The sequence below is a fragment of the Corynebacterium gottingense genome, from assembly GCF_003693265.1.
GTDB lineage: Bacteria > Actinomycetota > Actinomycetes > Mycobacteriales > Mycobacteriaceae > Corynebacterium > Corynebacterium gottingense.
In genome coordinates this window covers 153696-178176 of record NZ_RDRE01000002.1, presented here as the reverse complement: position 1 = coordinate 178176, position 24481 = coordinate 153696, and the positions used below count along the sequence as shown (strand labels likewise).

General features: G+C 68.3%; 23 protein-coding genes and 1 tRNA gene. 17 read left to right on the top strand and 7 right to left on the bottom strand.

The features are described from left to right. The first annotated feature begins 7 nt into the window (after window positions 1-7). The 4 genes from EAW56_RS02465 (at window position 8) to EAW56_RS02450 (ending at window position 2508) form a co-directional block, all read left to right on the top strand. The gene (locus tag EAW56_RS02465; protein WP_095537727.1) at window positions 8-670 is read left to right on the top strand and encodes a GNAT family N-acetyltransferase; all 663 of its coding nucleotides are present in this window, start codon (window positions 8-10) and stop codon (window positions 668-670) included. A 114-nt stretch (window positions 671-784) separates the two neighbouring features. Beyond that, window positions 785-1858: a divisome protein SepX/GlpR gene (sepX, locus tag EAW56_RS02460; RefSeq protein WP_122084889.1), complete on the top strand. Its 1074-nt coding sequence runs from the start codon at window positions 785-787 to the stop codon at window positions 1856-1858. A 54-nt stretch (window positions 1859-1912) separates the two neighbouring features. Beyond that, window positions 1913-1985, top strand: a tRNA-Ala gene (locus tag EAW56_RS02455). Window positions 1986-2118: 133 nt separating this feature from the next. Continuing rightward, window positions 2119-2508 carry a cation efflux transmembrane domain-containing protein gene (locus EAW56_RS02450; protein WP_341867408.1) on the top strand — a complete coding sequence of 130 codons (390 nt, stop codon included), beginning with the start codon at window positions 2119-2121 and terminating at the stop codon, window positions 2506-2508. A 12-nt stretch (window positions 2509-2520) separates the two neighbouring features. Here the strand turns inward: EAW56_RS02450 and EAW56_RS02445 are convergent, their stop codons facing one another. Then, window positions 2521-3153: a DNA-3-methyladenine glycosylase I gene (locus EAW56_RS02445; RefSeq protein ID WP_122084887.1), complete on the bottom strand. Its 633-nt coding sequence runs from the start codon at window positions 3151-3153 to the stop codon at window positions 2521-2523. Window positions 3154-3205: 52 nt separating this feature from the next. On the opposite strand from EAW56_RS02445, the gene EAW56_RS02440 reads away from it, so the two are divergent. Beyond that, on the top strand, window positions 3206-3613 hold the full coding sequence (locus EAW56_RS02440; protein WP_122084885.1) for a DoxX family protein: 408 nt from the start codon (window positions 3206-3208) through the stop codon (window positions 3611-3613). After that, entirely contained in the window at window positions 3606-4247 is a 642-nt protein-coding gene (locus EAW56_RS02435) for a zf-HC2 domain-containing protein (protein WP_095535737.1), read from the top strand. The genes EAW56_RS02440 and EAW56_RS02435 overlap by 8 nt, the downstream gene beginning before the upstream one ends. A gap of 4 nt (window positions 4248-4251) precedes the next feature. Here the strand turns inward: EAW56_RS02435 and EAW56_RS02430 are convergent, their stop codons facing one another. Then, window positions 4252-5880: a dolichyl-phosphate-mannose--protein mannosyltransferase gene (locus EAW56_RS02430; RefSeq protein WP_415528284.1), complete on the bottom strand. Its 1629-nt coding sequence runs from the start codon at window positions 5878-5880 to the stop codon at window positions 4252-4254. Between the two features lie 34 nt (window positions 5881-5914). On the opposite strand from EAW56_RS02430, the gene rsmI reads away from it, so the two are divergent. From rsmI to EAW56_RS02410, 4 genes are all read left to right on the top strand, one after another. Further along, entirely contained in the window at window positions 5915-6781 is an 867-nt protein-coding gene (gene rsmI / locus EAW56_RS02425; RefSeq protein WP_122084883.1) for a 16S rRNA (cytidine(1402)-2'-O)-methyltransferase, read from the top strand. Window positions 6782-6911: 130 nt separating this feature from the next. Beyond that, window positions 6912-8732 carry a BCCT family transporter gene (locus EAW56_RS02420; RefSeq protein ID WP_122084881.1) on the top strand — a complete coding sequence of 607 codons (1821 nt, stop codon included), beginning with the start codon at window positions 6912-6914 and terminating at the stop codon, window positions 8730-8732. A gap of 113 nt (window positions 8733-8845) precedes the next feature. Continuing rightward, window positions 8846-10699 carry a methionine--tRNA ligase gene (gene metG / locus EAW56_RS02415; protein WP_244213324.1) on the top strand — a complete coding sequence of 618 codons (1854 nt, stop codon included), beginning with the start codon at window positions 8846-8848 and terminating at the stop codon, window positions 10697-10699. Window positions 10700-10703: 4 nt separating this feature from the next. Further along, window positions 10704-11501, top strand: coding sequence for a CE1 family esterase (locus EAW56_RS02410; protein ID WP_122084878.1), 798 nt, complete (start codon window positions 10704-10706; stop codon window positions 11499-11501). On the opposite strand, the gene EAW56_RS02405 is transcribed toward EAW56_RS02410, so the two are convergent. Together EAW56_RS02405 and EAW56_RS02400 are read right to left on the bottom strand one after the other, a co-directional pair. Beyond that, window positions 11498-11956 carry a GyrI-like domain-containing protein gene (locus EAW56_RS02405; protein ID WP_095276978.1) on the bottom strand — a complete coding sequence of 153 codons (459 nt, stop codon included), beginning with the start codon at window positions 11954-11956 and terminating at the stop codon, window positions 11498-11500. The genes EAW56_RS02410 and EAW56_RS02405 overlap by 4 nt on opposite strands. A gap of 22 nt (window positions 11957-11978) precedes the next feature. Further along, window positions 11979-12374 (bottom strand): DUF3806 domain-containing protein, encoded by a 396-nt coding sequence (locus EAW56_RS02400; RefSeq protein WP_122084876.1) that lies wholly within the window; start codon window positions 12372-12374, stop codon window positions 11979-11981. Between the two features lie 12 nt (window positions 12375-12386). Between EAW56_RS02400 and EAW56_RS02395 the strand changes: the two genes are divergently transcribed. From EAW56_RS02395 to EAW56_RS02365, 7 genes are all read left to right on the top strand, one after another. Then, on the top strand, window positions 12387-13223 hold the full coding sequence (locus tag EAW56_RS02395; protein ID WP_095276974.1) for a TatD family hydrolase: 837 nt from the start codon (window positions 12387-12389) through the stop codon (window positions 13221-13223). A gap of 164 nt (window positions 13224-13387) precedes the next feature. Beyond that, complete coding sequence (locus tag EAW56_RS02390; protein WP_122084875.1) at window positions 13388-14530, top strand: resuscitation-promoting factor; 1143 nt, start codon at window positions 13388-13390, stop codon at window positions 14528-14530. Between the two features lie 39 nt (window positions 14531-14569). Then, the gene (gene rsmA / locus EAW56_RS02385; protein ID WP_095553222.1) at window positions 14570-15418 is read left to right on the top strand and encodes a 16S rRNA (adenine(1518)-N(6)/adenine(1519)-N(6))-dimethyltransferase RsmA; all 849 of its coding nucleotides are present in this window, start codon (window positions 14570-14572) and stop codon (window positions 15416-15418) included. Beyond that, complete coding sequence (locus EAW56_RS02380; RefSeq protein WP_122084873.1) at window positions 15415-16401, top strand: 4-(cytidine 5'-diphospho)-2-C-methyl-D-erythritol kinase; 987 nt, start codon at window positions 15415-15417, stop codon at window positions 16399-16401. The genes rsmA and EAW56_RS02380 overlap by 4 nt, the downstream gene beginning before the upstream one ends. Before the next feature lie 13 nt (window positions 16402-16414). After that, entirely contained in the window at window positions 16415-18217 is a 1803-nt protein-coding gene (locus EAW56_RS02375; protein ID WP_122084871.1) for an ABC-F family ATP-binding cassette domain-containing protein, read from the top strand. Between the two features lie 145 nt (window positions 18218-18362). After that, window positions 18363-19526 (top strand): NRAMP family divalent metal transporter, encoded by a 1164-nt coding sequence (locus EAW56_RS02370; protein ID WP_198947128.1) that lies wholly within the window; start codon window positions 18363-18365, stop codon window positions 19524-19526. Beyond that, window positions 19517-20305 carry a putative hydro-lyase gene (locus EAW56_RS02365; RefSeq protein ID WP_415528278.1) on the top strand — a complete coding sequence of 263 codons (789 nt, stop codon included), beginning with the start codon at window positions 19517-19519 and terminating at the stop codon, window positions 20303-20305. Before EAW56_RS02370 ends, EAW56_RS02365 begins: the two co-directional genes overlap by 10 nt. 6 nt (window positions 20306-20311) lie before the next feature. On the opposite strand, the gene EAW56_RS02360 is transcribed toward EAW56_RS02365, so the two are convergent. From EAW56_RS02360 to EAW56_RS02350, 3 genes are read right to left on the bottom strand one after another with little or no spacing between them, the layout of a single operon-like run. Then, complete coding sequence (locus EAW56_RS02360; RefSeq protein ID WP_095535724.1) at window positions 20312-22060, bottom strand: acetyl/propionyl/methylcrotonyl-CoA carboxylase subunit alpha; 1749 nt, start codon at window positions 22058-22060, stop codon at window positions 20312-20314. Further along, on the bottom strand, window positions 22053-23609 hold the full coding sequence (locus EAW56_RS02355; protein ID WP_095535723.1) for a 5-oxoprolinase subunit B/C family protein: 1557 nt from the start codon (window positions 23607-23609) through the stop codon (window positions 22053-22055). Before EAW56_RS02355 ends, EAW56_RS02360 begins: the two co-directional genes overlap by 8 nt. Continuing rightward, entirely contained in the window at window positions 23606-24376 is a 771-nt protein-coding gene (locus tag EAW56_RS02350) for a LamB/YcsF family protein (RefSeq protein ID WP_095535722.1), read from the bottom strand. Before EAW56_RS02350 ends, EAW56_RS02355 begins: the two co-directional genes overlap by 4 nt. Window positions 24377-24481: the final 105 nt, after the last annotated feature.

Below are 24481 nucleotides of genomic sequence, written 5' to 3'. Positions count from 1 at the left end.
TGCCCCGGTGGACCTGTTTGCACTCTTCCGCGAGCCCACGCCGGGCTGGCCGGAAACGACGCCCGCGCTGCGGCTGGCGGACGGAACACACGTCCACCTGCGCCCGCTCAAATCCGGCGACGGTCGCGCATGGAGCGAAACCCGCGTGCTGGACGAGCACTGGCTCAAGCCGGTCGAGCCGACCGTACAAGGGACGTGGGCTGACGCGCACTCGCCGCAAGCCTGGCGTGCCAACTGGCTTAACCTGAAAAAGCTGGCGGCTGACGGGGTCGTCGTGCCGCTGGTCATCGTCGCGGACGGCGAGTTCGCCGGGCAGGTGACGCTGGGCAATATCCAGCACGGTGCGGTGAGCGAGTGCTGGATCGGCTACTGGGTCCACTCGCCGTTCATGGGGCGCGGCATCGCGACAGCGGCGTGCGCGCTCGGCACGGACCACGCCTTTGCGAGGGTGGGCATGCACCGGGTGACGGCGACGTTCCTGCCGGACAACCCGGCGTCGAAAAGCGTGCTCCTGGCAAATGGCTACCGCGAGGAGGGCTACCTCCGCAAGAACCTGCACATCGACGGGCAGTGGCGCGACCACCACTTCGTGGCGCTGAACGCGGACGATTTCCCGCACACCGCCGTGGAGCGGCTGCGCGCGGCGGGGCGCGTTCGGCCGGTTCAGTAATTTTTCAGGCGCAGGGTCCGGCGCGCCTGGCGGTGGGGCCGAGCGCGCACGGATAGCGTTGGGGCCAGTTCTGTGTACACACCCAATTGGTTGCGTTGAAAGGTGGCATTGCCCATGGGCAGCCCGAGCCTCATTCTGGTCCTCATTCTCGTCGTGTGGGTCATCGTGCTTGCGCCGATGATGCTGGGGAACACGAAGAAGATTCGCCGCTCTGGCGAGGGGTACGAGGAAACGCGCGTCCTGCACGAGGGAGGCACCGAACCCGTCGTGGCCCGCCGCCGCCCCAAGCTCACGTCCGCCGATGTGCACCACCACACCGCCGCCGAAGATGACGTCGAGATCGTCGAGGCCGAGGAGGAGCAGGTGCTTATCGACGACACACCCACCCTCCGCAACTTCTTCCGCAAAGAGGTCGCGACCCAGGAGGACCGCCCCGTGGTCATCGACGCCGAGCCGGAGGACGAGGAGGCGGGTTCCACCGTCGTCGACCTTGACGAGGAGAGTGACGAAAAGGGTGACGAGGCGATTGACGGGGAGCCTCAGGGAGGTTCCACCGTCGTGGACACTGACGCGGAAGCCGACCGCTACGAGATCAGCGAGTCCTACGGCGCGCCCTCAGATTTCGGCTACGCCCCCGAGGGCTCTGAGAGCTCTGAGGACGCAGACGACTCCTCCACCGCCGAAGTCGCACCTGAAACGGAACCCGAGCCCGATTTTGAACCGGACGACAGCGACCTGGAGTTTGCCAAGACCCGCCGTGGGCGCGGCGGCTACGACCCGGAGCGCGAGCGCACCGCAAAGGCGGACCGGTTCCAGCGCCGCCAGCGCACCCTGCTGGTGCTCATCGCCTCCTTCGTGGTCACCTTTGTCGTCGCGTTCGTCGTGGGCGGGTGGACCTGGGTCCTGCCCGCCATCACCGCCGGTCTGACCGCCTGGTTCCTCATCGTCCTTCGTGGCGTGGTGAAGAAGGAGCGCGCGCTGCACGAGCGCCGCGTGCGCCAGTTGCGCCGCGCCCGCCTCGGCGTTGACGTGGACCGCCCGCAGCCCACCCCCCGCGAGCGCCGCCGCGTCGGCTCCGTGATCCTGGACCTGGACGAGGAACACCCGGACTTCGACGCGCTGCCTGGCTACGTGCGCCCGCAGCCGCGGGAGGACGGCTACGGCGAGTACACGCCCCGCGCAAGCTAGTGACCTGCGGATTTCATGCTCTGGGGTGAAAGGAGTAACCTTTCAAACCAGCGAGGGGCTATAGCTCAGTTGGTAGAGCGTCGCGTTCGCAATGCGAAGGTCAGGGGTTCGATTCCCCTTAGCTCCACAAGGGAAACTACCCCCGCTGCCAGCACTTACGGTGTCGGCAACGGGGGTTTCGTGTAGGAGGGACTCGTGACCACACAAACCATCCGCCGCGCCGTCCTCATCGTCGCGCGGCCGGCAGCGTTCTCGCCGCGCTGATCCTCATTCCGGCGATTGCCGCCATCGTCATGGTGGTGACCAAGCTCATCAACCCGGTTGCGCCCTCGCCCGAGGGGCTGACCGGCGTCGCGGTCGGCGCGCTCGTTGTGAACGTGATTTGCGCCGTCATTCTGCTGCGGTTGCGGGACCAGGGGTCCTCGCTGGCCAAGGGCGCGTGGCTCGCGGCGCGAAACGACGCCCTGGCCAACCTCCTCATCATCGTGGCAGGCCTCCTCACGTTCGTGTGGTCCACCGCCTGGTTCGACATCGTCGTCGGCGCGATCATCGCGGTCATCAACCTGTCCGCAGCCAAGGAGGTGTGGGAGGAATCCCGCGAGGAGCACGCCTCCGTGGAGGAGGCCTTCGCGGATATGGAGGACTGCTAGCTCACCCCCTCGTCAGCCCTCGCCGAGCTCCTCGGCGCTCCACACACCGGAGGCGCCGCGCCGCCACGTCCCAACGAGGTTGGTGTCCACGATGCCCACGGACTCCATGAGCGCGTACATGGTGACGGGGCCGACGAAGGTGAAGCCGCGCTTCTTTAAGTCCCGCGCGAGTGCCTTGGACTCCGGCGAGGTGGTCGGCACCTCCTCGGCGGTGCGGGGACGCGGCGTGGTTGCCGGTTTGTAGGACCAGATGAACTCGCCGAGGTGCGTGCCCTCCTCGCGCAGCGCGAGGGTCGCCCTCGCGTTAGTGACCGCGGCCTTGAGCTTGTTCGGGTTGCGGATCAGCCCGGGGTTGTCCATCAGGTGGTCGACGGAGTCCATGGCGGCGACTTCGTCCGGGTCGAAGCCATGGAACGCCTCGCGGAACGCGTCGCGCTTGGACAGGATCAGGCGCCAGGACAGGCCGACTTGGAACCCTTCGAGGCAGACGCGCTCGAAGAGCGACGCTTCGTCGGTAAGCGGCATGCCCCACTCGGTGTCGTAGTACTCGCGCAGGAGGGGATCGGTGGCGGCCCACGGCGGGCGGACCAGACCGTCGTCGCAGGTGATGGGCAGGGACTTGGGTGTCTCGTTGAAATTGCTCATATATATTTGACTCGATTTATGGCCGTTCGGTTCCATCGGTAGGGTAAATGGCATGAACAGGCCTGCCGTTCGAGACTTCGCACTCCTACTCTTACGCCTGGTCGTTGGGGCCGTGTTTGTTGCCCGCGGCTACCAGCACTGGTTCGCTGTCGGCATGAATAAAACTGCCGAACAGCTTGCGTACGCGGGGGTACCGCAGCCGCAGCTGAGCGCGTATGTGACGGGCGCCGTCGAGCTGATCGGCGGGACCTTCCTGGTGATCGGTCTGCTCACCACGATCGCGGCGTTGTTGCTGCTCATCCTCTCACTCGCCGCCGCCTACTTCGTGCACCTGGGCAACGGCTTCTTCGTGGAGCACGGAGGCGTGGAGTACACGCTGGTGCTCGCCGCCGCGCTCTTCGCTCTCGTGGTCTTTGGCACGGGCCGCGCGAGCCTGGACGGGGTGCTCACCCGTGGTTAGCCACGAGGAGGTCCAGGCCGCGCTCTCCGCGCGTATCGACGGCGAGTCGCCCGGGCTTGACGACGCCATCGTGGACGCCCACCTGGCGCAGTGCGAGGAGTGCACCGCCTACTGGGAGCGCGCGCTTTCCCTCTCCCGGCGCATGAGCTTCGCCGAAGTGGACGGCGGGATGGCGCCGCCCCACGACCTCTCCGAGGTCATCATGGCGGGCGTGGACGATACGTGGCGCAAGCTCGAGCAGCGCCGCCTTATCACCCTGGCGATTGGTCGCGTGGCGCTTATCGCCGCTGCGGTGGTGTGGGCGGTGTGGGCGGTGCTGCTGCTGGTTCACGGCGGCGGTACGGACTCGCTGGAGACGTCTACGGCGGCCGTCCGCTTCGGTGTCGCGCTGGCGCTCGGCGTCACCGCCTGGCGTCCGCGCCAGATCCCGGGCGTCCTGCTCATCGTGGGCACGATGTTCACCTTTACCGCGGGCTTCGCGGTGCGCGACTGGGTGCTCTCCACCGGCGAGTTCGTGCCCAGCATTGTGCTCATCCCGCTGGTTACCCTCTTCGGGCTCGTATGGACGTGGGTGGCGGACCGCGGGATTGAAATCCGCCGCGCCTGGCATCTGCTGGACGCGAACCCCAGCTAGCACGCTATTTCCAGCTGGGCAGCCACATGAGCGAGTGGTAGTAGTCCTCCGGCACCATGAAGCCGTAGAGGATGGGGGACCAGTACACGAAGCTGGCTACGACAAGGGCCAGGTACACGATCACGGCGAGCTGCCCGGTGCGCAGGTCCGCGCCGGCGATCCGCCGCACGAGCCGGTTGCCGCTCGGCGCGCCTTTCTGCGCCAGGTTGCCCAGCGCGAGCGCGAGCAGGACCGCGGTGAACGGGACGAGCGGGGCGGCGTAGAAGAAGTACATCTGGCGGTCGAAGGCTGCCAGCCACGGGAGGAAGCCGGCCATGAACGCCACCATCGGGACGATGACGCGGAAGTCGCGGCGGGTGATCCACACCCACGCGCCCCACAGCAGGATCGGGATGGTCAGCCACCAGATCACCGGGGTGCCAAAGAGGAAGATCATTTCCCGGCAGGTGCCGCCGTCGCCGCAGGCCAGGTCGGTGTTGGAGTAGTAGAGGATGGGGCGCGAGGCCACGAGCCAGGACCAAGGCTTGGAGTCCCACGGGTGGGAGTGCCCGGAGGAGGATGTCAGCGAGCTGTGGAACTCGAGGACGGAAAAGTGGTAGTACAGCCAGTCCGCGGCGGGGGAGGGGAGATTGGTCAGCCAGGGCCAATCGGAGTCGGCCACGGTGCCGTCGGCAACCGCGTGGCGGTACACGGAGGTCTCCGAGGCGAACCAGGCGCGCCAGGACCAGATGTAGAGCAGCGCGGGGACGAGGACGATGGAGGCGAGGGCGGAGGGGACGTCGCGAAGCAGCGCGCCCGCCAGCGGCTTTTTCACCCCGTAGCGCTTGCGCAGCCAGAGGTCCCAGAACGCGGAGAGCAGGCCGTAGAACGCGATGTAGTACATGCCCGACCACTTCACAGCCATGGCCAGGCCGAGCAGGACACCGGTGGCGAAGCGCCACCAGCGGAAGCCCAGGCGGGGGCCGAGCTCGTCCGTGCCGTCCAGCTTCCCGGTCAGGTAGGCGTCGTGCCAGCGGCGGTGCACCTGCTGCATGTCGCCGGCGAGCGTCCACGCCGCCGCGACGACGAAGAAGACCTCGAACACATCGAGCATGCCGAATTTGGCGGTGACCAGCAGCACTCCGTCGAAAAGCGCGATGATGCCCGCGAACAAACCGATACTGGTGGACTGGCTCACGCGGCGCGCGATGAGGAAGACGAAGACGACGATGGCGGTGCCGAACAGCGCGGTCATGAGGCGCCAGCCGAGCGGGGTGTAGCCGAAGAGCTGCTCGCCCCACGCCAGCAGCTGCTTGCCCAACGGCGGGTGCACGACGAGGCCGTACCCCGGGTTGGACTCGATGCCGCCCAGGACCGGGTTGATGTAGTCGCGCACCATGTCGAACGCCTGCGGGACGTAGTGCTTCTCATCAAACACCGGCGTGCCACCCGACGTCGGCTGGGTCAACCCGATGAAGCGGGTCAGCAGTGCGAGCACGCCGATCACGGTCGCGGAGACGGTATCGCGCTTGGTCCACGGGACCGTGACGGGCGCGGACGGCTCGGGGCGCTTCGCGCGCCAGCGCTTCGGCGCAGGCGGCAGCGTAGGCGACGCGGGTGGGGCGGAAGCTGGCACTTGGGTACTCACGGACAAGGATCTTACTGGTTCGTGCGTATGCTTGGCGTTTATGGTTGCCTCCACAGATCTGCCCCAGGATTCGCTGCCACAGACCGGCATCGTGCTCGCGGCCACGCCGCTGGGCAACGTCGCGGACGCGAGCGAGCGGCTGCGCACGCTGCTCGAGCGCGCGGACGTAATCGCGGCGGAGGATACCCGGCGGACTCGCGCGCTGGCCGCGGCGCTGGGGGTCGAGCCGCGCGGCAAGATCGTCTCCAACTTTGACCACAACGAGGACGCGCGCACCGAGGAACTGCTCCGGGACGCGCGGGCCGGGGTCGTGCTGGTGGTCACCGACGCGGGCATGCCGCTGGTCTCCGACCCAGGCCACTCCATCGTCGCCGCCGCGCACGACGCGGGCGTTCCCGTGACCTGCCTGCCAGGGCCGAGCGCGGTGACCACGGCGCTTGCCCTGTCCGGCCTGAGCGTGGGGCATTTTCTTTTCGACGGCTTCGCGCCCCGCAAGCCCGGTGCCCAGGAGACCTGGCTGCGCTCGCTGGTGGGGCAGGAGCGCGCGGTGTGCTTCTTCGAGTCCCCACACCGCATCGCCGCGACCCTGTCGCGCGCGGCCGAGATCTTGGGCGCCGACCGCCGCGCCGCGGTGTGCCGCGAGCTGACCAAGACGTACGAGGAGGTCAAGCGCGGCACGCTGGAGGAGCTCGCCGCGTGGGCCGAGGAAGGCGTGCGCGGGGAGATCACCGTCGTCATTGAGGGCGGCACCAGGGCGGAGCAGAACCCCGAGGACCTGGTGGAACTCGTCTTCGAACGGGTCGATGCGGGTGAGCGGATGAAGGACGCGTGCAAGGCCGTGGCCAAGGCACACGGCGTGAAGACGGGCGACCTCTATAATGCGGCCCTTGCCGCGCGCGCGGACTAGACGCGAAAGTACGCAGCGACAACGTCCCTCTACCAGATCCGGGAAAAGATTGCGCTCGGTTCGTGCTGAGACTATTTATCAGATACCCTGCAAAGGTCATACGAGTTTTTCGATACTTGAGGAGTGATTGATGTCTCGGCGTGAGACTGGCTTGGATCCGCACGATCCGGGCGCAGAACCGCGGACTGCAGATCCGCAAATTGAGAACAACTCCACCGACCCCGCGCCGTCCGCGGCTGGTGAGCTCGTCTCGCTGCTGCAGGCCGATAGCGCCGGCGAACGTGGCAACTACCAGGACCCCGAAGAGCAGATCGAGCGCCAGGCCGATGCGGAGGACGCGCCGGTCGACTGGGGCATCATTGTGCCAATTGCGGTCATCGTGGTCGCCATGGTCGCGTGGGGCTTGCTTGCGCCGGAGAATTTCTCCAACTTCGCAGACGCGGCCTTCGGCTGGGTCATCAACAATCTGGGCTGGGCCTTCGTGCTCGGCGGCACCGCCTTCGTGGTCTTCGTGCTGGTCATCGCCTGCTCGAACTTCGGCACCATCCGCCTGGGCTCCGCCGACGAGCGGCCCGAGTTTAAGACGACATCCTGGATCGCCATGATGTTCGCCGCGGGCATGGGCATCGGCCTGATGTTCTACGGCGCCTCCGAGCCGCTGGCCATGTACCGCGACGGCGTGCCGGGCCACGAGCCGCACGAGGTGGGCACCGCGATGTCGCAGACCATGTTCCACTGGACCCTGCACCCGTGGGCGGTCTACGCCATCATGGGTCTCGCAATTGCGTACTCCACCTTCCGTCTCGGCCGCAAGCAGCTGCTGTCCAGCGCGTTCATCCCGTTGATCGGCCAGAAGGCCGCGGACGGCCCGCTGGGCAAGCTCATTGACGGCTTTGCCATCTTTGCCACCATCTTCGGTACCGCCTGCTCCCTGGGCTTGGGCGCGATGCAGATCAGCTCCGGCCTCGAGGCATCCGGCTTTGTCCACGACCCGTCGAACGGCCTCATCATCGGCATTGTCGCCGTGCTGACGCTCGCGTTCCTGCTCTCCGCCATGTCCGGCGTGTCCAAGGGCATCCAGTGGCTGTCTAACACCAACATGGTGATCGCCGCGCTGCTGGCAATCTTCGTGTTCGTCTTCGGCCCGACCGTCGTACAGCTCAACCTGCTGCCGACGTCTGTCGGCACCTACCTGCAGAACTTCTTCGAGATGGCAGGCCGCACCGCCGAGAGTGCTGACGGCGAGGCTGGCGACTTCCTGTCCAGCTGGACCATCTTCTACTGGGCATGGTGGATCTCCTGGTCCCCGTTCGTGGGCACCTTCCTGGCTCGCATCTCCCGCGGCCGCACCATCCGCGAGTTCTGCCTGGGCGTCCTGCTCGTCCCGTCCGGCCTGTCCACCGTGTGGTTCGCCATCTTCGGCGGCACCGCCATCCACATGGAGCAGACCGGCGAGTCCATCTACGCAGACGGCTCCTCGGAGCAGCAGCTGTTCAACCTGCTGCACTCCCTGCCGGGTGGCGTGGTGATGGGCGTGTTCGCGCTGCTGCTGCTCGCCACCTTCTTCATCACCTCGGCGGACTCCGCCTCCACCGTCATGGCATCCATGACCCAGAACGGCAAGTCCGACGCGAAGCCGTGGATCGCCGCGATGTGGGGTCTGGCCACCGCAGCCGTCGGCCTCACCCTGCTGATCTCCGGTGGCTCGGACGCGCTGAACTCGCTGCAGTCCGTGACCATCGTCGCGGCAACCCCGTTCCTGCTTATCCTCATCGCGCTGATGTTCGCGATTGTGAAGGATCTGTCCAACGACACGATCTACCTGGATAAGAAGGAGCAGGAGCGCTTCTCCCGCCAGCTGGCCATCGAGCGCCGCATGCACCGCGATCAGCGCGAGCTGAACGCGCGCAAGGCACAGGTCAAGCGCGCCTTCACTGGCAAGCGCAAGTAGCGCTCGCTTCTCGACGCCACCGCGTCACCGTCCCCAGCACCCCACCAGCCGGGTGCTGGGGATTTTTCATGCCCTGATTCGACCGGGCACGCGCGTTGATTATGCTAAACACCATGACTTCACCTGAGACCCCTACGGCCCCTGAGAACGTTCTTGTGTGCGTGGCCTGGCCCTACGCCAATGGCCCGCGCCACATCGGCCACGTCGCCGGCTTCGGCGTGCCCTCCGACGTGTTTGCCCGCTACCAGCGAATGCGCGGCAAGAATGTGCTCATGGTCTCCGGTACTGATGAGCACGGCACCCCGCTCCTGGTCCAGGCGGACAAAGAGGGCGTGACTGTGAAGGAGCTGGCGGACCGCTACAACGAGCAGATCGTCCACGACCTTGCTGGTCTGGGCCTGTCCTACGACCTGTTCACCCGTACCACCACGCGCAACCACTACGCGGTGGTCCAGGAGCTGTTCAAAGGCCTCTACGCCAACGGCTACATGGTCAAGGAGACCACCAAGGGCGCGATCTCCCCGTCGACAGGCCGTACCTTGCCGGACCGCTACATCGAGGGCACCTGCCCGATCTGCGGCGCCGACGACGCCCGTGGCGACCAGTGCGACACCTGCGGCAACCAGCTCGACCCGGCCGACCTGATCAACCCGGTCTCCAAGATCAACGGGGAAACTCCGGAGTTCATCGAGACCGAGCACTTCATGCTGGACCTGCCGGCCATGCACGATGCGCTCGCGTCGTGGCTGGAGACGCGCCAGGACTGGCGCCCGAACGTGCTCAAGTTCTCGCTCAACCTGCTCGAGGACATGCGCCCGCGCGCGATGACGCGCGACATCGACTGGGGGATCCCGATCCCGGTGGAGGACTGGCAGGACAACCCGTCGAAGAAGCTCTACGTCTGGTTCGACGCGGTCATCGGCTACCTGTCTGCCTCCATCGAGTGGGCCGCGCGCACCGGTGACCCGGAGGCGTGGAAAACCTTCTGGCAGGACCCGGCCACCGAGGGCTACTACTTCATGGGCAAGGACAACATCACCTTCCACTCCCAGATTTGGCCCGCCGAGCTGCTCGGCTACGCCGGTAAGGGGGCGAAGGGCGGCGAGTCCCACGCGCTCGGCGAGCTCAACCTGCCCACTGAGGTCGTCTCCTCCGAGTTCCTCACCATGTCCGGCTCCAAGTTCTCGTCCTCCAAGGGCGTGGTCATCTACGTCAAGGACTTCCTCAAGGAGTTCGGCCCGGACCCGCTGCGCTACTTCATCGCGGTGGCCGGCCCCGAGAACAATGACACGGACTTCACCTGGGACGAGTTTGTCCGCCGCGTGAACAACGAGCTCGCGAACGGCTGGGGCAACCTGGTCAACCGCACCGTGTCCATGGCGCACAAGAACTTCGGTGCCGTGCCCACCCCGGGACACCTCGACGACGCGGACCGAGCCATCCTGGACCTGGCCGAGCAGACCTTCGCCACCGCCGGCGAGGACCTGTCCAAGGCGCACTTCAAGGCGGCGATTACGAAGGTCATGCACGTCGTCGGCGAGGCGAACGCCTACATCGCGGACCAGGAGCCGTGGAAGCTGGCAAAGGATGACACGCAGCGTGAGCGCCTGGCCACCGTCCTGTGGACCGCCCTGCAGGTGGTCTCGGACTGCAACGCAATGCTCACCCCGTTCCTGCCGCACACCGCGCAGAAGGTCCACGAGACCCTCGGCCGCTCCGGCGTGTGGGCCGCGGAGCCGCGCATCGAGGAGATCACCGACGACGCTGACTACGACCTCGTCGGCGTCGGTCTGCCGGAGAAGGGGCAGACGTACCTGACCATCACCGGCGATTACACCAGCCAGCAGGCGGTGTGGCAGCGCGTGGACATCGAGGCCGGCACTGAGCTTGCCAAGCCGAAGCCGCTGGTGGCCAAGCTGGATCCGGAGCTGGGGCAGACGGGCCCCGAGTGGGCGCCCGTCCAGTAGCAGGGTGACCGAGCAACGACCGCGGAAGCGCTCGCTGGAATTCGGCGGGCGCACGCGCACCTGGGTCGAGGTCCCCGGCGGGGACACCGGCACGCTGATCCTGTTTTTGCACGGCTCGCGCCAGTCGGGCAACGTCGCGCGCAACTTCACGGACCGCATTTTCGAGTCGCTCGGACACACCGTCATCTACCCGGACGGGGTGGGCCGTCACTTCAACGACCTGCGCCGCGGCTTCCGCGAGTCGGCCCGCACGCTTGGCGTCGACGACGTCGGCTTCCTCACCGCGCTCCTCGCGCGTTACCCTCACGAGCGCGTCATCGGCTGCGGATTCTCCAACGGGGGCCAGATGCTCATCCGCATGCTTATCGACGCCCCCGCCACCCTCCACGCAGCCGCCCTATTCGGGGCATCCATGCCCACCGAGGAGAACACGCTTCCCCCGCGTGACCCGTCGCGAGCATGGCACCCGACCCCGATCCTGTGCGTGCAGGGGACCGCAGACCCGCTCGTCCCGTACGAAGGAGGCATGGCCGGCATCGGCGGCAACAACCGCGGCGTGACCCGCTCGGCGGTCGATTCCGCCGCGTACTTCGCGGCACGCAACGGAGCATCGTTTCGGGGCCGGACGCAGCTGAGCGAGCACATTCACCTCGATACCTGGGACGGGGATGCCCCGGTGCACCTGGCCACCATCGAGGGCTTCGGCCACATGGTGCCGTGCGCGAAGGACCTTGACCCGCGCCTGGGGCCGGGGACGCGCGAGGTGACGGGGGCGGGGCTCGTCGACAAGCTGCTTTGCTAGCGCAGGTGCAGGTAGAGGTCCGTCACGGTATCGGACACGAGCTCCTCGAAGCTGCCCGCACCGAGCGGCTCGCCGGCGGCCTCGGCCTCGGCGGCGAACTCGCGCCACGCCCCAGAGAGTTCAGTGCGCGGGCCGGTGTGGCGGTGGACAAGCGCCGTCATCGCATCGAAGTGCGCCAGCTCGACGCGGTCATCGCCAGTATCCCCAGCGAACGGCTCCACCAGTGGCAGATCCTGCTCGTCCACCACAAAGCCGACGCCGACGTCGAAGGTGCCGTGAGGTTCGGACAAGATGTAGGCGCGCGCGGCCCCTGGCTCGGCGCCGGTGGAGATGAGGAACTCGCGCAGGTTGGGCAGAGCCTGGCCGGTCAGCGCGGCCATCTCGGTGGGGCTGACGGTGTCGCGCACAAGGATTGCGGTGTGCGCGGGGACGGTGACGCGATCAAAGGAAGCCATGGGCTTGAACCTAGCAAAGAGCTCACAGGAACTGCTGCACGAAGGCGGTGAGCTTGCCGGGCTCGGCGTCCTCGAAGCGGGCGTCCACGATCACCATGGGGGCGGCGTACTTCGGCTCGGCGGTATCGATGTCGCGGGCGACGACGAGGTCGGTGCCGTAGTCGTCGAAAAGCAATTGCCACGCAAAGCTGTGGTCGCGCACGAGCGCGGCCCCAAGCGCTGCGCCGAAGATGCGGGCGGTCTCGCCGCGCGGGTAGCCGCGGCGCACGTCCTCGGGGAGCCGGTGGTAATACCCGAGCGTGTGCTCGAAGCTCTTCACTACCGCGTCGACATCGCCGTTGATGCCACGGCCCGCGGCCTCGGCCAGGTCGCGGTCGAGCTGGGTGCGGGTCTGCGGGTCCAAATCTTGGAATGCCATAGGCTCTACTGTATGAGCAAAAAGAAGCCACGCCCCACACCAGTGCCCGCCGAGCGCGTCGCCAAGCTTATCGACGCCCACACCCACCTCGCCTCCGCCGGCGCCCGCACCCGCGACGAGGTCGATGCGATCGTGGCCCGCGCCGTGGACGCGGGCGTCGAGCGGATGTGCACCGTCGGCGACGGGCTGGACGAGGCCGAGCTCGCGCTGGCCACGGCCCACGCGAACGAGCGCGTGTTCGCCGCCTGCGCGATCCACCCGACCCGCGCGCACGAGCTCGACGCGCCCACGAGAGACCGCCTGCGCGAAATGGTCCAGGACGAGCGCTGCGTGGCGGTGGGGGAGACCGGCATCGATACGTACTGGCTCAAGCACGACGCGGACGGCACCGCCCCGCTGGACGTGCAGGAGGAGGCGCTGCGTTTCCACATCGACCTGGCGGTGGAGAGCGGGAAGGCGCTCATGATCCACAACCGCGAGGGCGACGCCGAGCTCATGCGCATCCTGGCGGACGCGCCAGCCCCGCGCGAGGTGATGCTGCACTGCTTCTCCTCGCCGGTGGAGGTGGCGCGCGAGGCAATCGAGCGCGGCTACGTGCTGAGCTTCGCGGGCAACGTGACGTTCAAGCGCAACGAGGGCATGCGGGAGGCGGCGGCGCTCGCGCCGGCCGGCCAGCTGCTCATTGAGACGGATGCTCCCTACATGACACCGGAGCCGTTCCGGGGCGCGCGCAACGAGCCGTCGCTCATCGGGCACACGGCAAAGGTGGTCGCCGAGGCGCGGGGAATGGCGGTCGAGGCGCTCGCCGAGGAGGTCTCGGCAACGTTTGATCGCGTGTTCAACGTGTGACAAAAGTGGTGCCTGAGGAGGGAGAAGCGCCGAGTGGCGGCACTTTTGCGATAGGGCTGTGGAGTGCGACACGCGCGGAGGTCACAATCTTGTAAACCCCGCGCCGTTACCGTATTGTTACCGCAGTAGTACACGGTCGTATCACAGAAGGAACCATCCCCGCTATGTCCCGCACCACCTCCCGCACCCCCGCTGCACGGCGCGTTGTGGCCAGCACTGTGGCTGGCGCCGCGATCGTCGGCAGCGCCACCGCTGCCGTCGCCGCGCAGAAGGACATCACCGTCGACGTGAACGGTGAGACCACCAACGTCTCCACCTTCTCCGGCGACGTGAACAAGGCCCTCGAGGCCGCCGGCGTGCAGGTGAACGACAAGGACGTGGTCTACCCGGCGCCGGGCGAGAAGCTGGCCAACGGCGACACCGTCACTGTGCGCACCGCCAAGCCGGTCGCCGTGGTGGTTGACGGCGTGGCGCAGGAGCTGACCTCCACCGCCGCCACCGTGGGCGATCTTATGGACGAGGCGGGCCTGGCGGCCAACGCCGCGACCGACGTGGACCGCGACCAGCCTGTGACCGAGGGGCTGAACGTGGATGTGACCACCCCGAAGATCGTGGCCATCAATGACGGCGGCAACGTCACCTACACCTCCGCCGCCGCGAAGACCGTCGGCGACCTGCTCGCCGAGCGCGGCGTGACCTTCGACTCCAACGACCGCCTCAACGTTGCCCTGGATGCGCCGGTGACCCCGAACATGCAGATCACGCTGGACCGCGTCGAGCTGCTCAAGGACCGCGAGATCATGGACGTGAAGGCACCGGCCGAGTACGTCGACGACCCGGAGCTCGAGGAGGGCACCGAGGAGGTCCGCAAGGAAGAGGTGCTGGGCGAGAAGCAGGTCGTGCGCCACACCGTCGTGGTCAACGGCGTGCCGGAGGAGACCTTCATCGCGTCCGCGCACGAGACCAAGGAAGCGCGCCCGGCCGTGATCCACCGCGGCACCAAGAAGGCCGCCAAGTCCGAGCAGGGAAACACCGGCGCCGCCGCCCCGTCCGTCGCGGGCGGCTCCGTGTGGGACACCATCGCGCAGTGCGAGTCCGGCGGAAACTGGGCCATCGACACCGGCAACGGTTTCCAAGGCGGCCTGCAGTTCACCCCGAGCACCTGGGCTGGCTTCGGCGGCACCGCCTACGCCCCGAGCGCCAACCAGGCGACCCGCGAGCAGCAGATCGCCGTGGCCGAGAAGGTCCAGGCGGCGCAGGGCTGGGGCGCATGGCCCGCCTGCACCGCCAAGCTGGGCATTGGCTAGTCGCTCCGCGCCCCACCCGGCTGGGTAAGCTGGGTCCCCATGAGCCAATCCCACCTGCTGGGCCCCGTCGAGATCCGCGAGCTCGCCGCTGAGCTGGGCGTCACCCCGACGAAGAAGCTCGGCCAGAACTTCGTGCACGACCCGAACACGGTGCGCCGCATCGTCGCCGCCGCGGAGCTGACCCCGGACGACGTTGTCGTGGAGGTCGGCCCCGGGCTCGGCTCGCTCACCCTCGGCCTGGTGGACACCGCCGCCCACGTCACCGCGTTGGAGATTGATCCGCGGTTGGCGGGCCGGCTGCAGCAGACCGTCGAGAAGCGTGCCCCCGACCACGCCGCGAAGCTGACGGTGACCAACATCGACGCGCTCGCGGTGACCCGCGCCGACCTGGACGTCGCGCCGACCGCGCTGGTGGCAAACCTGCCCTACAACGTTTCCGTGCCGGTCCTGCTGCACCTGCTGGAAGAGTTCCCCACCATCCGCCGCGTGCTGGTGATGGTGCAAAAAGAGGTGGCGGATCGCCTCGCGGCCGCGCCGGGCTCGAAGATCTACGGCGTGCCGAGCGTCAAGGCCGCGTTCTACGGCGACGTTTCGCTCGCCGGCACCATTGGTAAGCACGTCTTCTGGCCCGCGCCGAACATCTCCTCGGGCCTCGTGCGCATCGACGTCACCGCTGATGCCGCGCGCCGCGCCGTGCGCCCCAAGGTCTTCCCGCTTATCGACGCCGCGTTTTCCCAACGCCGCAAAACCCTGCGCTCGACCCTCGCCCAGGTCTACGGCGCCCCCGCGGCCGCCGAGGAGGCGCTCACGGCGGCCGGGATCGACCCCGGACTGCGCGGCGAAAAGCTGGGGGTCGAGGACTTCATCCGGCTCGGGGAGGCGCGATGAGCAACGGTGCGCAACGCTTCTCCGCATCTGCCCCCGGCAAGGTCAACCTGCATCTGGGCGTTGGCGAGGCCCGCTCGGACGGCTACCACGACCTGGTCAGCGTCTTCCAGGCGGTGGATCGCCGCGAGACGGTGACGTTGGTCGTGCAGGACGCGCCCCCGGTGTCCACCGGCAGCGTGGTCACCGGTATGACCACCACGTTCGGGGTGCGGCGCCCGGAGGAACACATCGACGCCCCCTTCAACCTGGCCTGGCGCGCCGTGGACGCGGTGGTGGACGAGTACCGCCGCAGCGGCGCAGAGGTGGTCACCGCGCTGCCGCCGGTGCACATCGAGGTGGACAAGCAGGTCTTCGTCGCCGGCGGGATGGCCGGCGGCTCCGCCGACGCGGCGGCCGCGCTCGTGGCGGCGGACGCCTACCTCGCCGAATTTGCCGGCAGCGAGCTCGGCCGAGACACGCTTCACCGGCTCGCCGCACAACTGGGCGCGGACGTCCCATTCTCGCTCATGGGCGGCACCGCGCTCGGCACCGGTCGCGGCGACGAGCTCGTGGAGATGCTCACCCGCGGCAGCACCCACTGGGTGTTCCTCAACCCCAAGGTCGGCATCCCGACCGGGCAGGCGTTCGGCCTGCTCGATGACTTGCGGCACAATGACCCCGCACTCGTCCCGCGCCTGGGCACCACCACGGTAGCGCGGGCCCTGACGCGGGGCGACGCCCACGAGCTCGGCCGCGCGATGCACAACGACCTCGAGGCGGCCGCCACGACCATGCGCCCGATCCTCGTGGAGATCCTCGCCTTTGCCGGCGCGCTGCCCGGCGTCGCGCGCTCGATGGTGTCAGGCTCCGGGCCGACGATCGCGCTGCTGTGCCGCGACGCCGCCGCGGCCGAGCAGGTGCTGGGACAGGTGCGCGAGCGCTACCCGGACTACGAGTCCTTCGGCGCCACGGGACCTTCGCCTGGGGCACAGGCGGCACAGTAAACTCAGGTTCGTTATGGCGAATCTGATCAATCTGGAAAACGTGTCCAAGACGTGGGGGCTGAAGACCCTGCTGGACGGGGTCTCGCTCGGCGTGCAGACCGGCGACCGCATCGGCATCGTCGGCGTCAACGGCGGCGGCAAGACCACGCTGCTCGAGGTGCTCACCGGCATCGAGCCGCCGGACGCGGGCCGCGTGTCGCACAATTCGGACCTGCGCATGGCGGTGGTGACGCAGCGCTTCGACCTGGACGAGCAGCTCACCGTGGGCCAGGCGGTGGTGGAGCCGCTGGGGTTGCAGACGTTCGAATGGGCGTCGAATAGCAAGGTGCGCGAGGTCCTCCAGGGCACCGGCGTCGCGGAGCTCGGCCTGGACACCCAGGTGGGCAACCTCTCGGGCGGCGAGCGTCGCCGCGTGAACATCGCCGCCGCGCTCGTGCAGGACCTGGACCTGATCGTGCTCGACGAGCCGACCAACCACCTGGACGTGGAGGGGGTGCAGTGGTTGGCCGAGCACCTGCTCTCGCGCAAGCTCGCCGTGGTGGTGGTCACCCACGACCGCTGGTTCCTCGACACCGTAGCCACCCTGACCTGGGAGGTCCACGACGGCACGGTCGACGTGTACGAGGGCGGCTACAACGACTGGACGTTCGCCCGCGCCGAGCGCGCCCGCCAAGCCGATGCGATTGAGCAACGCCGGCAAAACCTGGCGCGCAAGGAGCTCGCGTGGCTGCGCCGCGGCGCCCCGGCCCGCACCTCCAAGCCCCGCTACCGCATCGAGGCCGCCGAGGCGCTCATCGCGGACGTGCCCGCCCCGCGCGACTCGATCGAGCTCATGGCCTTTTCCAAGCAGCGCCAGGGCAAGGTGGTCATCGAGCTGGAGGACGCGCGCATCGACGCCCCCGACGGCCGGACCCTCGTGGACCACCTCACCTGGCGCCTCGCCCCGGGCGAGCGGATCGGCCTCGTCGGCGTCAACGGCTCCGGCAAGACCACGCTGCTGCGCACCCTCGCCGGCGAGCACGCGCTTCACGACGGCAAACGCGTCGAAGGCCAGACCACCCGCATCGGGTGGCTGCGCCAGGAGCTCGACGACCTGGATCCCTCCCGCACCGTCATCGACGCGGTGGAGGACGTGGCCAACTACGTCCACGTGGGCAACAAGGAGATCTCCGCCTCCCAGCTCGCCGAGCGGCTCGGGTTCTCGCCGAAGCGGCAGCGCACCCCGGTGCGCGACCTCTCGGGCGGCGAGCGGCGGCGCCTGCAGCTGACCCGCGTGCTCATGAGCGAGCCGAACGTGCTGCTCCTGGACGAGCCAACCAACGACTTGGACATCGACACCCTCCAGGAGCTGGAAAATCTGCTCGACTCCTGGCCGGGCACGCTCGTGGTGATCTCGCACGACCGCTACCTCATCGAGCGCATCGCGGACGTCACCTACGCCCTGTTCGGCGACGGGAAGCTGACCAACCTGCCGGGCGGGATCCAGCAGTACCTGGACCGGCGCGCGGCCACGTCCACGTCGTCGGGTCCCCTGGATTTGGGGGAGAAGGAGCACGGGGGCGTCGAGAAGCAACAGGCCCTGAGCTCGCAGGAGGCACGCGAGCTGCAGAAGAAGATGAAGGCGCTGGACCGCAAGATCGCGAAGGCGGACGAGCAGATCGCCGCCGTGGAGGGCGAGATTGCTGCGATGTCCGCGCAGGACGCGCCCGACTTCGAGGCGATCGGGGCGAAGACGAGGCAGGTCGGCGAGCTGAAAGACCAGCGCGACGAGCTGGAGATAGAGTGGCTGGAGCTGGGTGAGCAGCTCGAGGGGTAGGCCGCAGTGGCGCGTAAGTCACATGATCGCCTAACATTACGTGGGTCACTTTCCCGCGTATAACGAAATGGGGGTCACCGCAATGGCCACTCAAGAGCAGCAGACCAGAGAAACCGCGCAAGGCTCTGGCAAGGGGATCGGCGCGATGGTCGGCGCCGTCTTCCTCATGGCGACCTCGTCCATCGGCCCCGGGTTCCTCACCCAAACCTCGGTCTTTACCGTCCAGATGGGCGCAGCACTCGGCTTTGCCATCCTGTTGTCCATCATCGTGGACATTGCGATCCAGCTCAACGTGTGGCGCGTCCTGGGCATCTCCGGGCTGCGCGCCAACGAGCTGGGCAACATCGTGCTGCCTGGCCTGGGCTGGTTCATGGCGGCGCTGGTGTTCATCGGCGGGCTGGTCTTCAACATCGGCAACATCGCGGGCACCGGCCTGGGCGTGAACGCCATGCTGGGGCTGGACCCGAAGATCGGCGGCGGCATCTCCGCGGCGATCGCCGTCCTCGTCTTCCTGTCCAAGCGCGCCGGCGTGGCGCTGGATCGCATCGTGGTGGTGCTCGGCGCCATCATGATCCTGCTCATGCTCTACGTGGCGATCGTCTCGCAGCCGCCGGTGGGGGAGGCGCTGAAGCAGACTGTTCTGCCCGAGCGCGTCGACTTCCTCACCATCACCACCCTGATCGGCGGCACCGTCGGCGGCTACATCACCTTCGCCGGCGTCCACCGCCTCATTGACTCCGGTAACTCGGGCTTGGAAAACATCAAGCAAATCACGAGCTCTTCGGTGCTGGGCATCATCGTCATTGGCATCATGCGCGTGCTGCTCTTCCTCGCCGTGCTCGGCGTGGTGGCCACCGGCGTGGCGCTGTCCGAGGACAACACCGCGGCGGACGCCTTCTACCAGGCGGCCGGCGAGTTCGGCCTGCGCGCGTTCGGCCTCGTCCTCTTCGCGGCCGGGCTGTCCTCGGTGATCGGCTGCTCCTACACCTCGGTCTCCTTCGTCACCACGCAAGCGACCTCGGAGCGCACCCGCAACCTGCTTACCGTCTCCTTCATCGTGGTGTGCGCGGTGGCGTACCTGCTCATGGGCGCCGCGCCGCAGATGCTGCTCATCTTCGCGGGCGCGTTCAACGGCATCATCCTGCCCATCGGTTTCGCCGTGGTCATGTGGGCCGCGTGGCGCCGCCCGGACCTGCTCAAGGGGTACCGGTACCCGAAGTCGCTGCTCATCATCGGCTTCGTTGTGCTGCTCGGCTCCGTCGTCCTGGGCGTGATGTCCCTGACGAAGCTGGGCGCGCTGTGGGCATAAACCCGGCAGCCATGACTCCGGCGGAGGCGCGCGCCTACTTCCGCGAGCACAACGTCACCACGACCGCAGGCTTCGCGCCGGGCAACGTGCAGGCCAACCTGATCGCGGTGGACAAGCAGCACGCCTTCGATTTCCTGTTGTTCGCGCAGCGCAACCCGAAGCCGTGCCCCGTCATTGGCGTCCTCGAGCCCGGCCAGGTCAGCTCACACCTCATGGAGGGCGGCGACATCCGCACGGACATCCCCGCCTACCGCATCTACCGTCACGGCGAGCTCGCCGAGGAAACCACCGACGCCACCGAGTATTGGACGAAAGACATGGTCGGCTTCCTCATCGGTTGTTCATTCACGTTTGAGCGGGCGCTTCTCGACGCCCACGTCCCCGTCGCCCACATCGCCCAGGGCCGCAACGTGCCCATGTACCGCACGAACCTGCAGTGCGAGCCCGCCGGCGTACTCGCGGGCCCCATGGTGGTGTCCATGCGCCCGATCCCGGCCGGCCAGGTCGCAGACGCGGTGCGCATCACCTCGCGCTACCCGGCGGTGCACGGCGCGCCCGTGCACGTGGGCGACCCCTTACTGATCGGCATCGAGGACCTCGGGCAGCCCGACTTCGGCGACGCCATCGACATCCCGGCGGGCGCCGTCCCCGTGTTCTGGGCGTGCGGGGTGACCCCGCAGTCCATCGTCATGCACTCGAGGCCGGACCTGGCCATCTGCCACTCGCCGGGCAAGATGCTCATCACGGACGTGCACGACGCCGAGTACCAGGTGCCCTAGCGTCCCCTAGGAAATCGTGGCGATCGTCGCGTTCGCCTTCACGCGCTCGCCCGCGGCCGCCGCCAGGGAGATCTGGCCGTCGCGGGTGGCCTTCACGCTGGACTCCATCTTCATTGCCTCGATGGTGGCCACGGCGTCGCCCTTGGACACCACGTCGCCGTCGGCAACGAGCCACTCAACGATGGTGGCCTCGTACTTCACCGTGACTGCGCCAGCGGCATCAGCCGCACCAGGAGCCGGCTCGGCACTACCGCCCGCAGCTCCGCCGCCGGAGAGCAGCGCGACCGGCACGCCGACGGTGTGAAGTTTGCCGTCGATTTCGATGACCAGGGACGTGCGATCGTCGTAAATGTGCTCAATGTCCTCCACCTCGTGTTGCGCCGAGGGCGAGTAGTTGTGGTCGACCCAGTCGGTGTAGACGTCGAGCGAGTCGCCCGTGAGCTCCGGCGCGGTGATCATGTCGCGGTGGAACGGCAGGACGGTGCGCACGCCGCCGATGGAGAACTCCTTGAGCGCCTGCTCGGCGCGGCGCATCGCGGTCTCGCGGTCCGGGCCCCAGACGACGAGCTTGCCCATCAGCGAGTCGTAGTAGGCGGGGATGGTCCACCCGGTCATCACGCCGGAATCGACGCGGATGCCGGGGCCGGTGGGCAGGTCGAAGCGGGTGATCGTGCCGGGGGAGGGGGCGAAGCCGTTGGTGATGTCCTCGGCGTTGATGCGGAACTCGAAGGCGTGGCCGTTGACCTCGGGGTCCTTCCCGGCGAAGGAAAGGGGCAGGCCCGCGGCGACGCGGAACTGCTCGGCGATGATGTCCACGCCGGTGACCTGCTCGGTAATCGGGTGCTCCACCTGCACGCGGGTGTTGACCTCCAGGAAGGAGACCGTGCCGTCCTCGGAGACGATGTATTCCACCGTGCCCGCGGACTGGTAGCCGGCCTGCTGGCAGATGGCGCGCGCGCCCTCCTCGATGGCGGTGCGCTGCTCGTCGGTGAGGAACGGCGCCGGCGCCTCCTCGATGAGCTTCTGGAAGCGGCGCTGGGTGGAGCAGTCGCGGGTGCTCAAGACGGCGACGTTGCCGTGGGCGTCGGCAAGCACCTGCGCCTCGACGTGGCGCGGGTGGACGAGGAACTTCTCCACGTAGCACTCGCCGCGCCCGAACGCCTCTTTCGCCTCGCGGCCCGCGGAGGCAAAGCCCTCCTCGATGTCGGCCTCGTCGAAGACGACCTTCAGGCCGCGCCCGCCGCCGCCGAACGCCGCCTTGATGGCGATGGGCATGCCGTGCTCGGCGGCAAAGTCGCGCGCCTCTTCCCAGGTCTCCAGCGGCTCCCCGGTGCCGGGCGCGAGCGGCGCGCCGACCTTGACGGCGAGCGCGCGGGCGGACAGCTTGTCGCCCAGCAGCTCGATAGCCTCCGGCGGCGGGCCCACCCAGCGCAGGCCCGCTTCCTCGACGGTGCGGGCGAAGTCGGCGTTTTCGGACAGGAAGCCGTACCCGGGATGCAGGCAGTCCGCGCCGGCGCGGTAGGCGATGTCGATCAGCGCCGGGATGTTCATGTACGTCTCCGCCGAGGTCTTGCCCGGCAGGAGGTAGGCCTCGTCCGCCACCTGGGTGTGCAGCGCGCCGGTGTCCGGCTCGGAGTAGACGGCGATGGAGCGGATGCCTAGGTCGCGGGCGGTGCGCGCGATGCGCACGGCGATCTCTCCGCGGTTGGCAATCAGGACGGCGGTAAGCGGCTGGTGCGGGGTGGCGTTAGTCATTCTTTTCCTCAAACAGTTCGAAGCGGATGGTGCCCCCGGGCGGGAGCTGGGTGGCAATGTCGACGTCCTCGTTGATCACCGTGGCGATGACCGGGTAGCCGCCGGTGACGGCGTGGTCGCGCAGGAACACGACGGGCTGGCCCGACGGCGGGATCTGCACGGAACCGGCGACCATGCCCTCGGAGGGCAGCTCCTCGGTGCGCGCCCGCTCGAGGCCTTGCTCGGAGTCCAGCCTCAGGCCGACGCGGTTGGATTCCGCGGTGACGGTGTAGGTGGTGGAGAGGAACTGCTCGATCGCCGCGGGGCTGAACCAGTCGTCGCGCGGCCCGAGCACTACGCGGACGGTGCCCGTGGTGGTCGCGCCCTCCTTGCGCACGCGTAGCGGGTTGGACAGCAGCGCGTTCGCGGACTGGGGCCGCGTGAGCGACATGGCGATGGTGTCACCCGCGCGGATCGGATCGGGGCCGAGCCCGGAGAGCATGTCTGTCGCGGCGGAGTCCAGCTCCGTGTCGGCGATGAGCCCGCCGCGCACCGCAATGTAGGTGCGCATCCCCAGGCGGGCGGGCGCCACGACGACCTCCGCGCCGGCGGGCACGATCGTCGGCGTGGCCAGCAGGGCGGGGCGGCCGCCTACCGTCACGTCCGCGTCGGCGCCGGTGACGCAGATGACCGTCTCAGCCAGCGCCGTCAGCGTCAGCCCGCCGATGTTCTCCAGCAGGGTGGCGTTGCGCTTGTTGCCCACCGCGGCGTTGGCGGTACGCGCGCTCGCCCGGTCCGCCGACCCGGACGTGGTCACGCCGAGGTTGCCGTTGCCCTGCCGGCCCAGGTCCTGGTAGAGGGTCTGCATGCCCGGGTCGTCCACGGAAAAGATGGGGCGGCGCGGCGGAGTGGCCAGGTGGTAGTGGCTCGTCTCGGTCGCGTCCTCGAGCGCGTCAACGGCACGGTAGTGAACCCGGTCGCCGGGTGCGACGAGCGCTGGCGGGGTCGCGGCGGAGTCCCACATCGGGGTGTGCGTGGTGCCGATGAGCTGCCAGCCGCCCGGCGAGGTGCGTGGGTAGACCGCGGAGAACTCGCCCGCCACGGCCACGGCGCCGGCGGGAACCTCGGTCCGCGGGGAAGTCAGCCGCGGCACGCTCAGCGCCCGCGCCGGGTCCTCCGGCACGCAGTAGGTAAAACCGGGGGCAAACCCGCCGAAGGCCGCGACCCACGTCGTGGAGGTGTGCCACGCAATCAGCTCGTCCACGCTCATGTGCAGGGATTCGGCCAGGGAGGCGGTGTCGGCGCCGTCGTAAAGCACTGCGATCTCCACGTCGCGGGGTGCGCGCTGCTCGGCGGAGCTCGGGCTTATCGACGCCAACCTGTCCGCCGCCTCACGCGTCGCCGTCGGGGAGTCGAACGTGAGGAGCACGGTGCGGGCCGCGGCGATGACGTCGGTCTGGCGCGGCAGCGGGTTCGCCTTGAGGAAGGCGTGCCAGTTCATCACGGTGGCCAGGTCGGGCAGGTCCACCATGAGCCCGCGGGTGCCTACTGGGGTGATGCGTACGCTCATAGGAAGCTCGCGATCGTGATTCCGGACTGGCCGAGCCGCTCGACCACGCTGCGGGTGAGCTCGACGGAGCCGGGCGAGTCGCCGTGGACGCAAACGGACTCGGCCTGCACCTGCACCTCGGTGCCGTCGATGGCGGTCACGGAGCCGGTTGCGGCGACCTGCAGGACGCGCTGGGCGACCTGCTCTGGGTCATGCATCACCGCGTTCGGCTCGCGGCGCGACACCAGCGTGCCGTCCGGGTTGTAGCCGCGGTCGGCGAAGGCCTCGCGGATCACGCGCAGCCCAGCGCGCTCAGCAATGTCGCAGGCCACGCCACCCGGGAGCAACATGACGGGCAGGTCGCGGTCGAATGCCTTGATGCCGTCAATGACCGCCTTGGCCTGCGCCTCGTGGTGCACGATCGCGTTGTAGAGGGCGCCATGGGGCTTGACGTAGCGCACCTGCAGGCCTTGGGCGCGGGCGAGCGCGTCGAGGGCGCCGATTTGGTAGAGCGTTTCGCTGGCAAGCATGCCCGGCTCGTAGTCCACGAAGCGGCGGCCAAACGCGGCCGGGTCGTGGTAGGCGATGTGGGCGCCGACCGAGACGCCGTGTTCCGCGGCGGCAGCCAGCGTGGCCGCGATGGTGTGGGGGTCGCCGGCGTGGAAGCCGGTGGCGACGTTGGCGCTCGACACCATGCCGAGCATGGCTGCGTCGTCGGCGACGGGGTTGCCGGCCGTGGTTTCTCCCAGGTCGGCGTTGAGGTCAATGGTGGTGCTCACAGGCGGCATCCCTTCTCACAGCTGAAGCATTGAACGTGGGCGACGGAATGCATGGTGCGGCTCACACGAGGCGGGTGCTGGCTCGTGGGCCACAGGCAGATCCTGACACAGTTA

Excerpts from the sequence above, each read along its gene's own strand:
- rsmA (WP_095553222.1), top strand. The coding sequence starts at position 14,570 with ATGAGCCAATCCCACCTGCTGGGCCCCGTCGAGATCCGCGAGCTCGCC.
- EAW56_RS02405 (WP_095276978.1), bottom strand. The coding sequence starts at position 11,956 with ATGGCTTCCTTTGATCGCGTCACCGTCCCCGCGCACACCGCAATCCTT.
- EAW56_RS02420 (WP_122084881.1), top strand. The coding sequence starts at position 6,912 with ATGTCTCGGCGTGAGACTGGCTTGGATCCGCACGATCCGGGCGCAGAA.
- EAW56_RS02395 (WP_095276974.1), top strand. The coding sequence starts at position 12,387 with ATGAGCAAAAAGAAGCCACGCCCCACACCAGTGCCCGCCGAGCGCGTC.
- sepX (WP_122084889.1), top strand. The coding sequence starts at position 785 with ATGGGCAGCCCGAGCCTCATTCTGGTCCTCATTCTCGTCGTGTGGGTC.
- metG (WP_244213324.1), top strand. The coding sequence starts at position 8,846 with ATGACTTCACCTGAGACCCCTACGGCCCCTGAGAACGTTCTTGTGTGC.
- EAW56_RS02350 (WP_095535722.1), bottom strand. The coding sequence starts at position 24,376 with ATGCCGCCTGTGAGCACCACCATTGACCTCAACGCCGACCTGGGAGAA.
- EAW56_RS02390 (WP_122084875.1), top strand. The coding sequence starts at position 13,388 with ATGTCCCGCACCACCTCCCGCACCCCCGCTGCACGGCGCGTTGTGGCC.
- EAW56_RS02370 (WP_198947128.1), top strand. The coding sequence starts at position 18,363 with ATGGTCGGCGCCGTCTTCCTCATGGCGACCTCGTCCATCGGCCCCGGG.
- EAW56_RS02375 (WP_122084871.1), top strand. The coding sequence starts at position 16,415 with ATGGCGAATCTGATCAATCTGGAAAACGTGTCCAAGACGTGGGGGCTG.
- EAW56_RS02360 (WP_095535724.1), bottom strand. The coding sequence starts at position 22,060 with ATGACTAACGCCACCCCGCACCAGCCGCTTACCGCCGTCCTGATTGCC.
- rsmI (WP_122084883.1), top strand. The coding sequence starts at position 5,915 with ATGGTTGCCTCCACAGATCTGCCCCAGGATTCGCTGCCACAGACCGGC.
- EAW56_RS02355 (WP_095535723.1), bottom strand. The coding sequence starts at position 23,609 with ATGAGCGTACGCATCACCCCAGTAGGCACCCGCGGGCTCATGGTGGAC.
- EAW56_RS02380 (WP_122084873.1), top strand. The coding sequence starts at position 15,415 with ATGAGCAACGGTGCGCAACGCTTCTCCGCATCTGCCCCCGGCAAGGTC.
- EAW56_RS02445 (WP_122084887.1), bottom strand. The coding sequence starts at position 3,153 with ATGAGCAATTTCAACGAGACACCCAAGTCCCTGCCCATCACCTGCGAC.
- EAW56_RS02440 (WP_122084885.1), top strand. The coding sequence starts at position 3,206 with ATGAACAGGCCTGCCGTTCGAGACTTCGCACTCCTACTCTTACGCCTG.
- EAW56_RS02400 (WP_122084876.1), bottom strand. The coding sequence starts at position 12,374 with ATGGCATTCCAAGATTTGGACCCGCAGACCCGCACCCAGCTCGACCGC.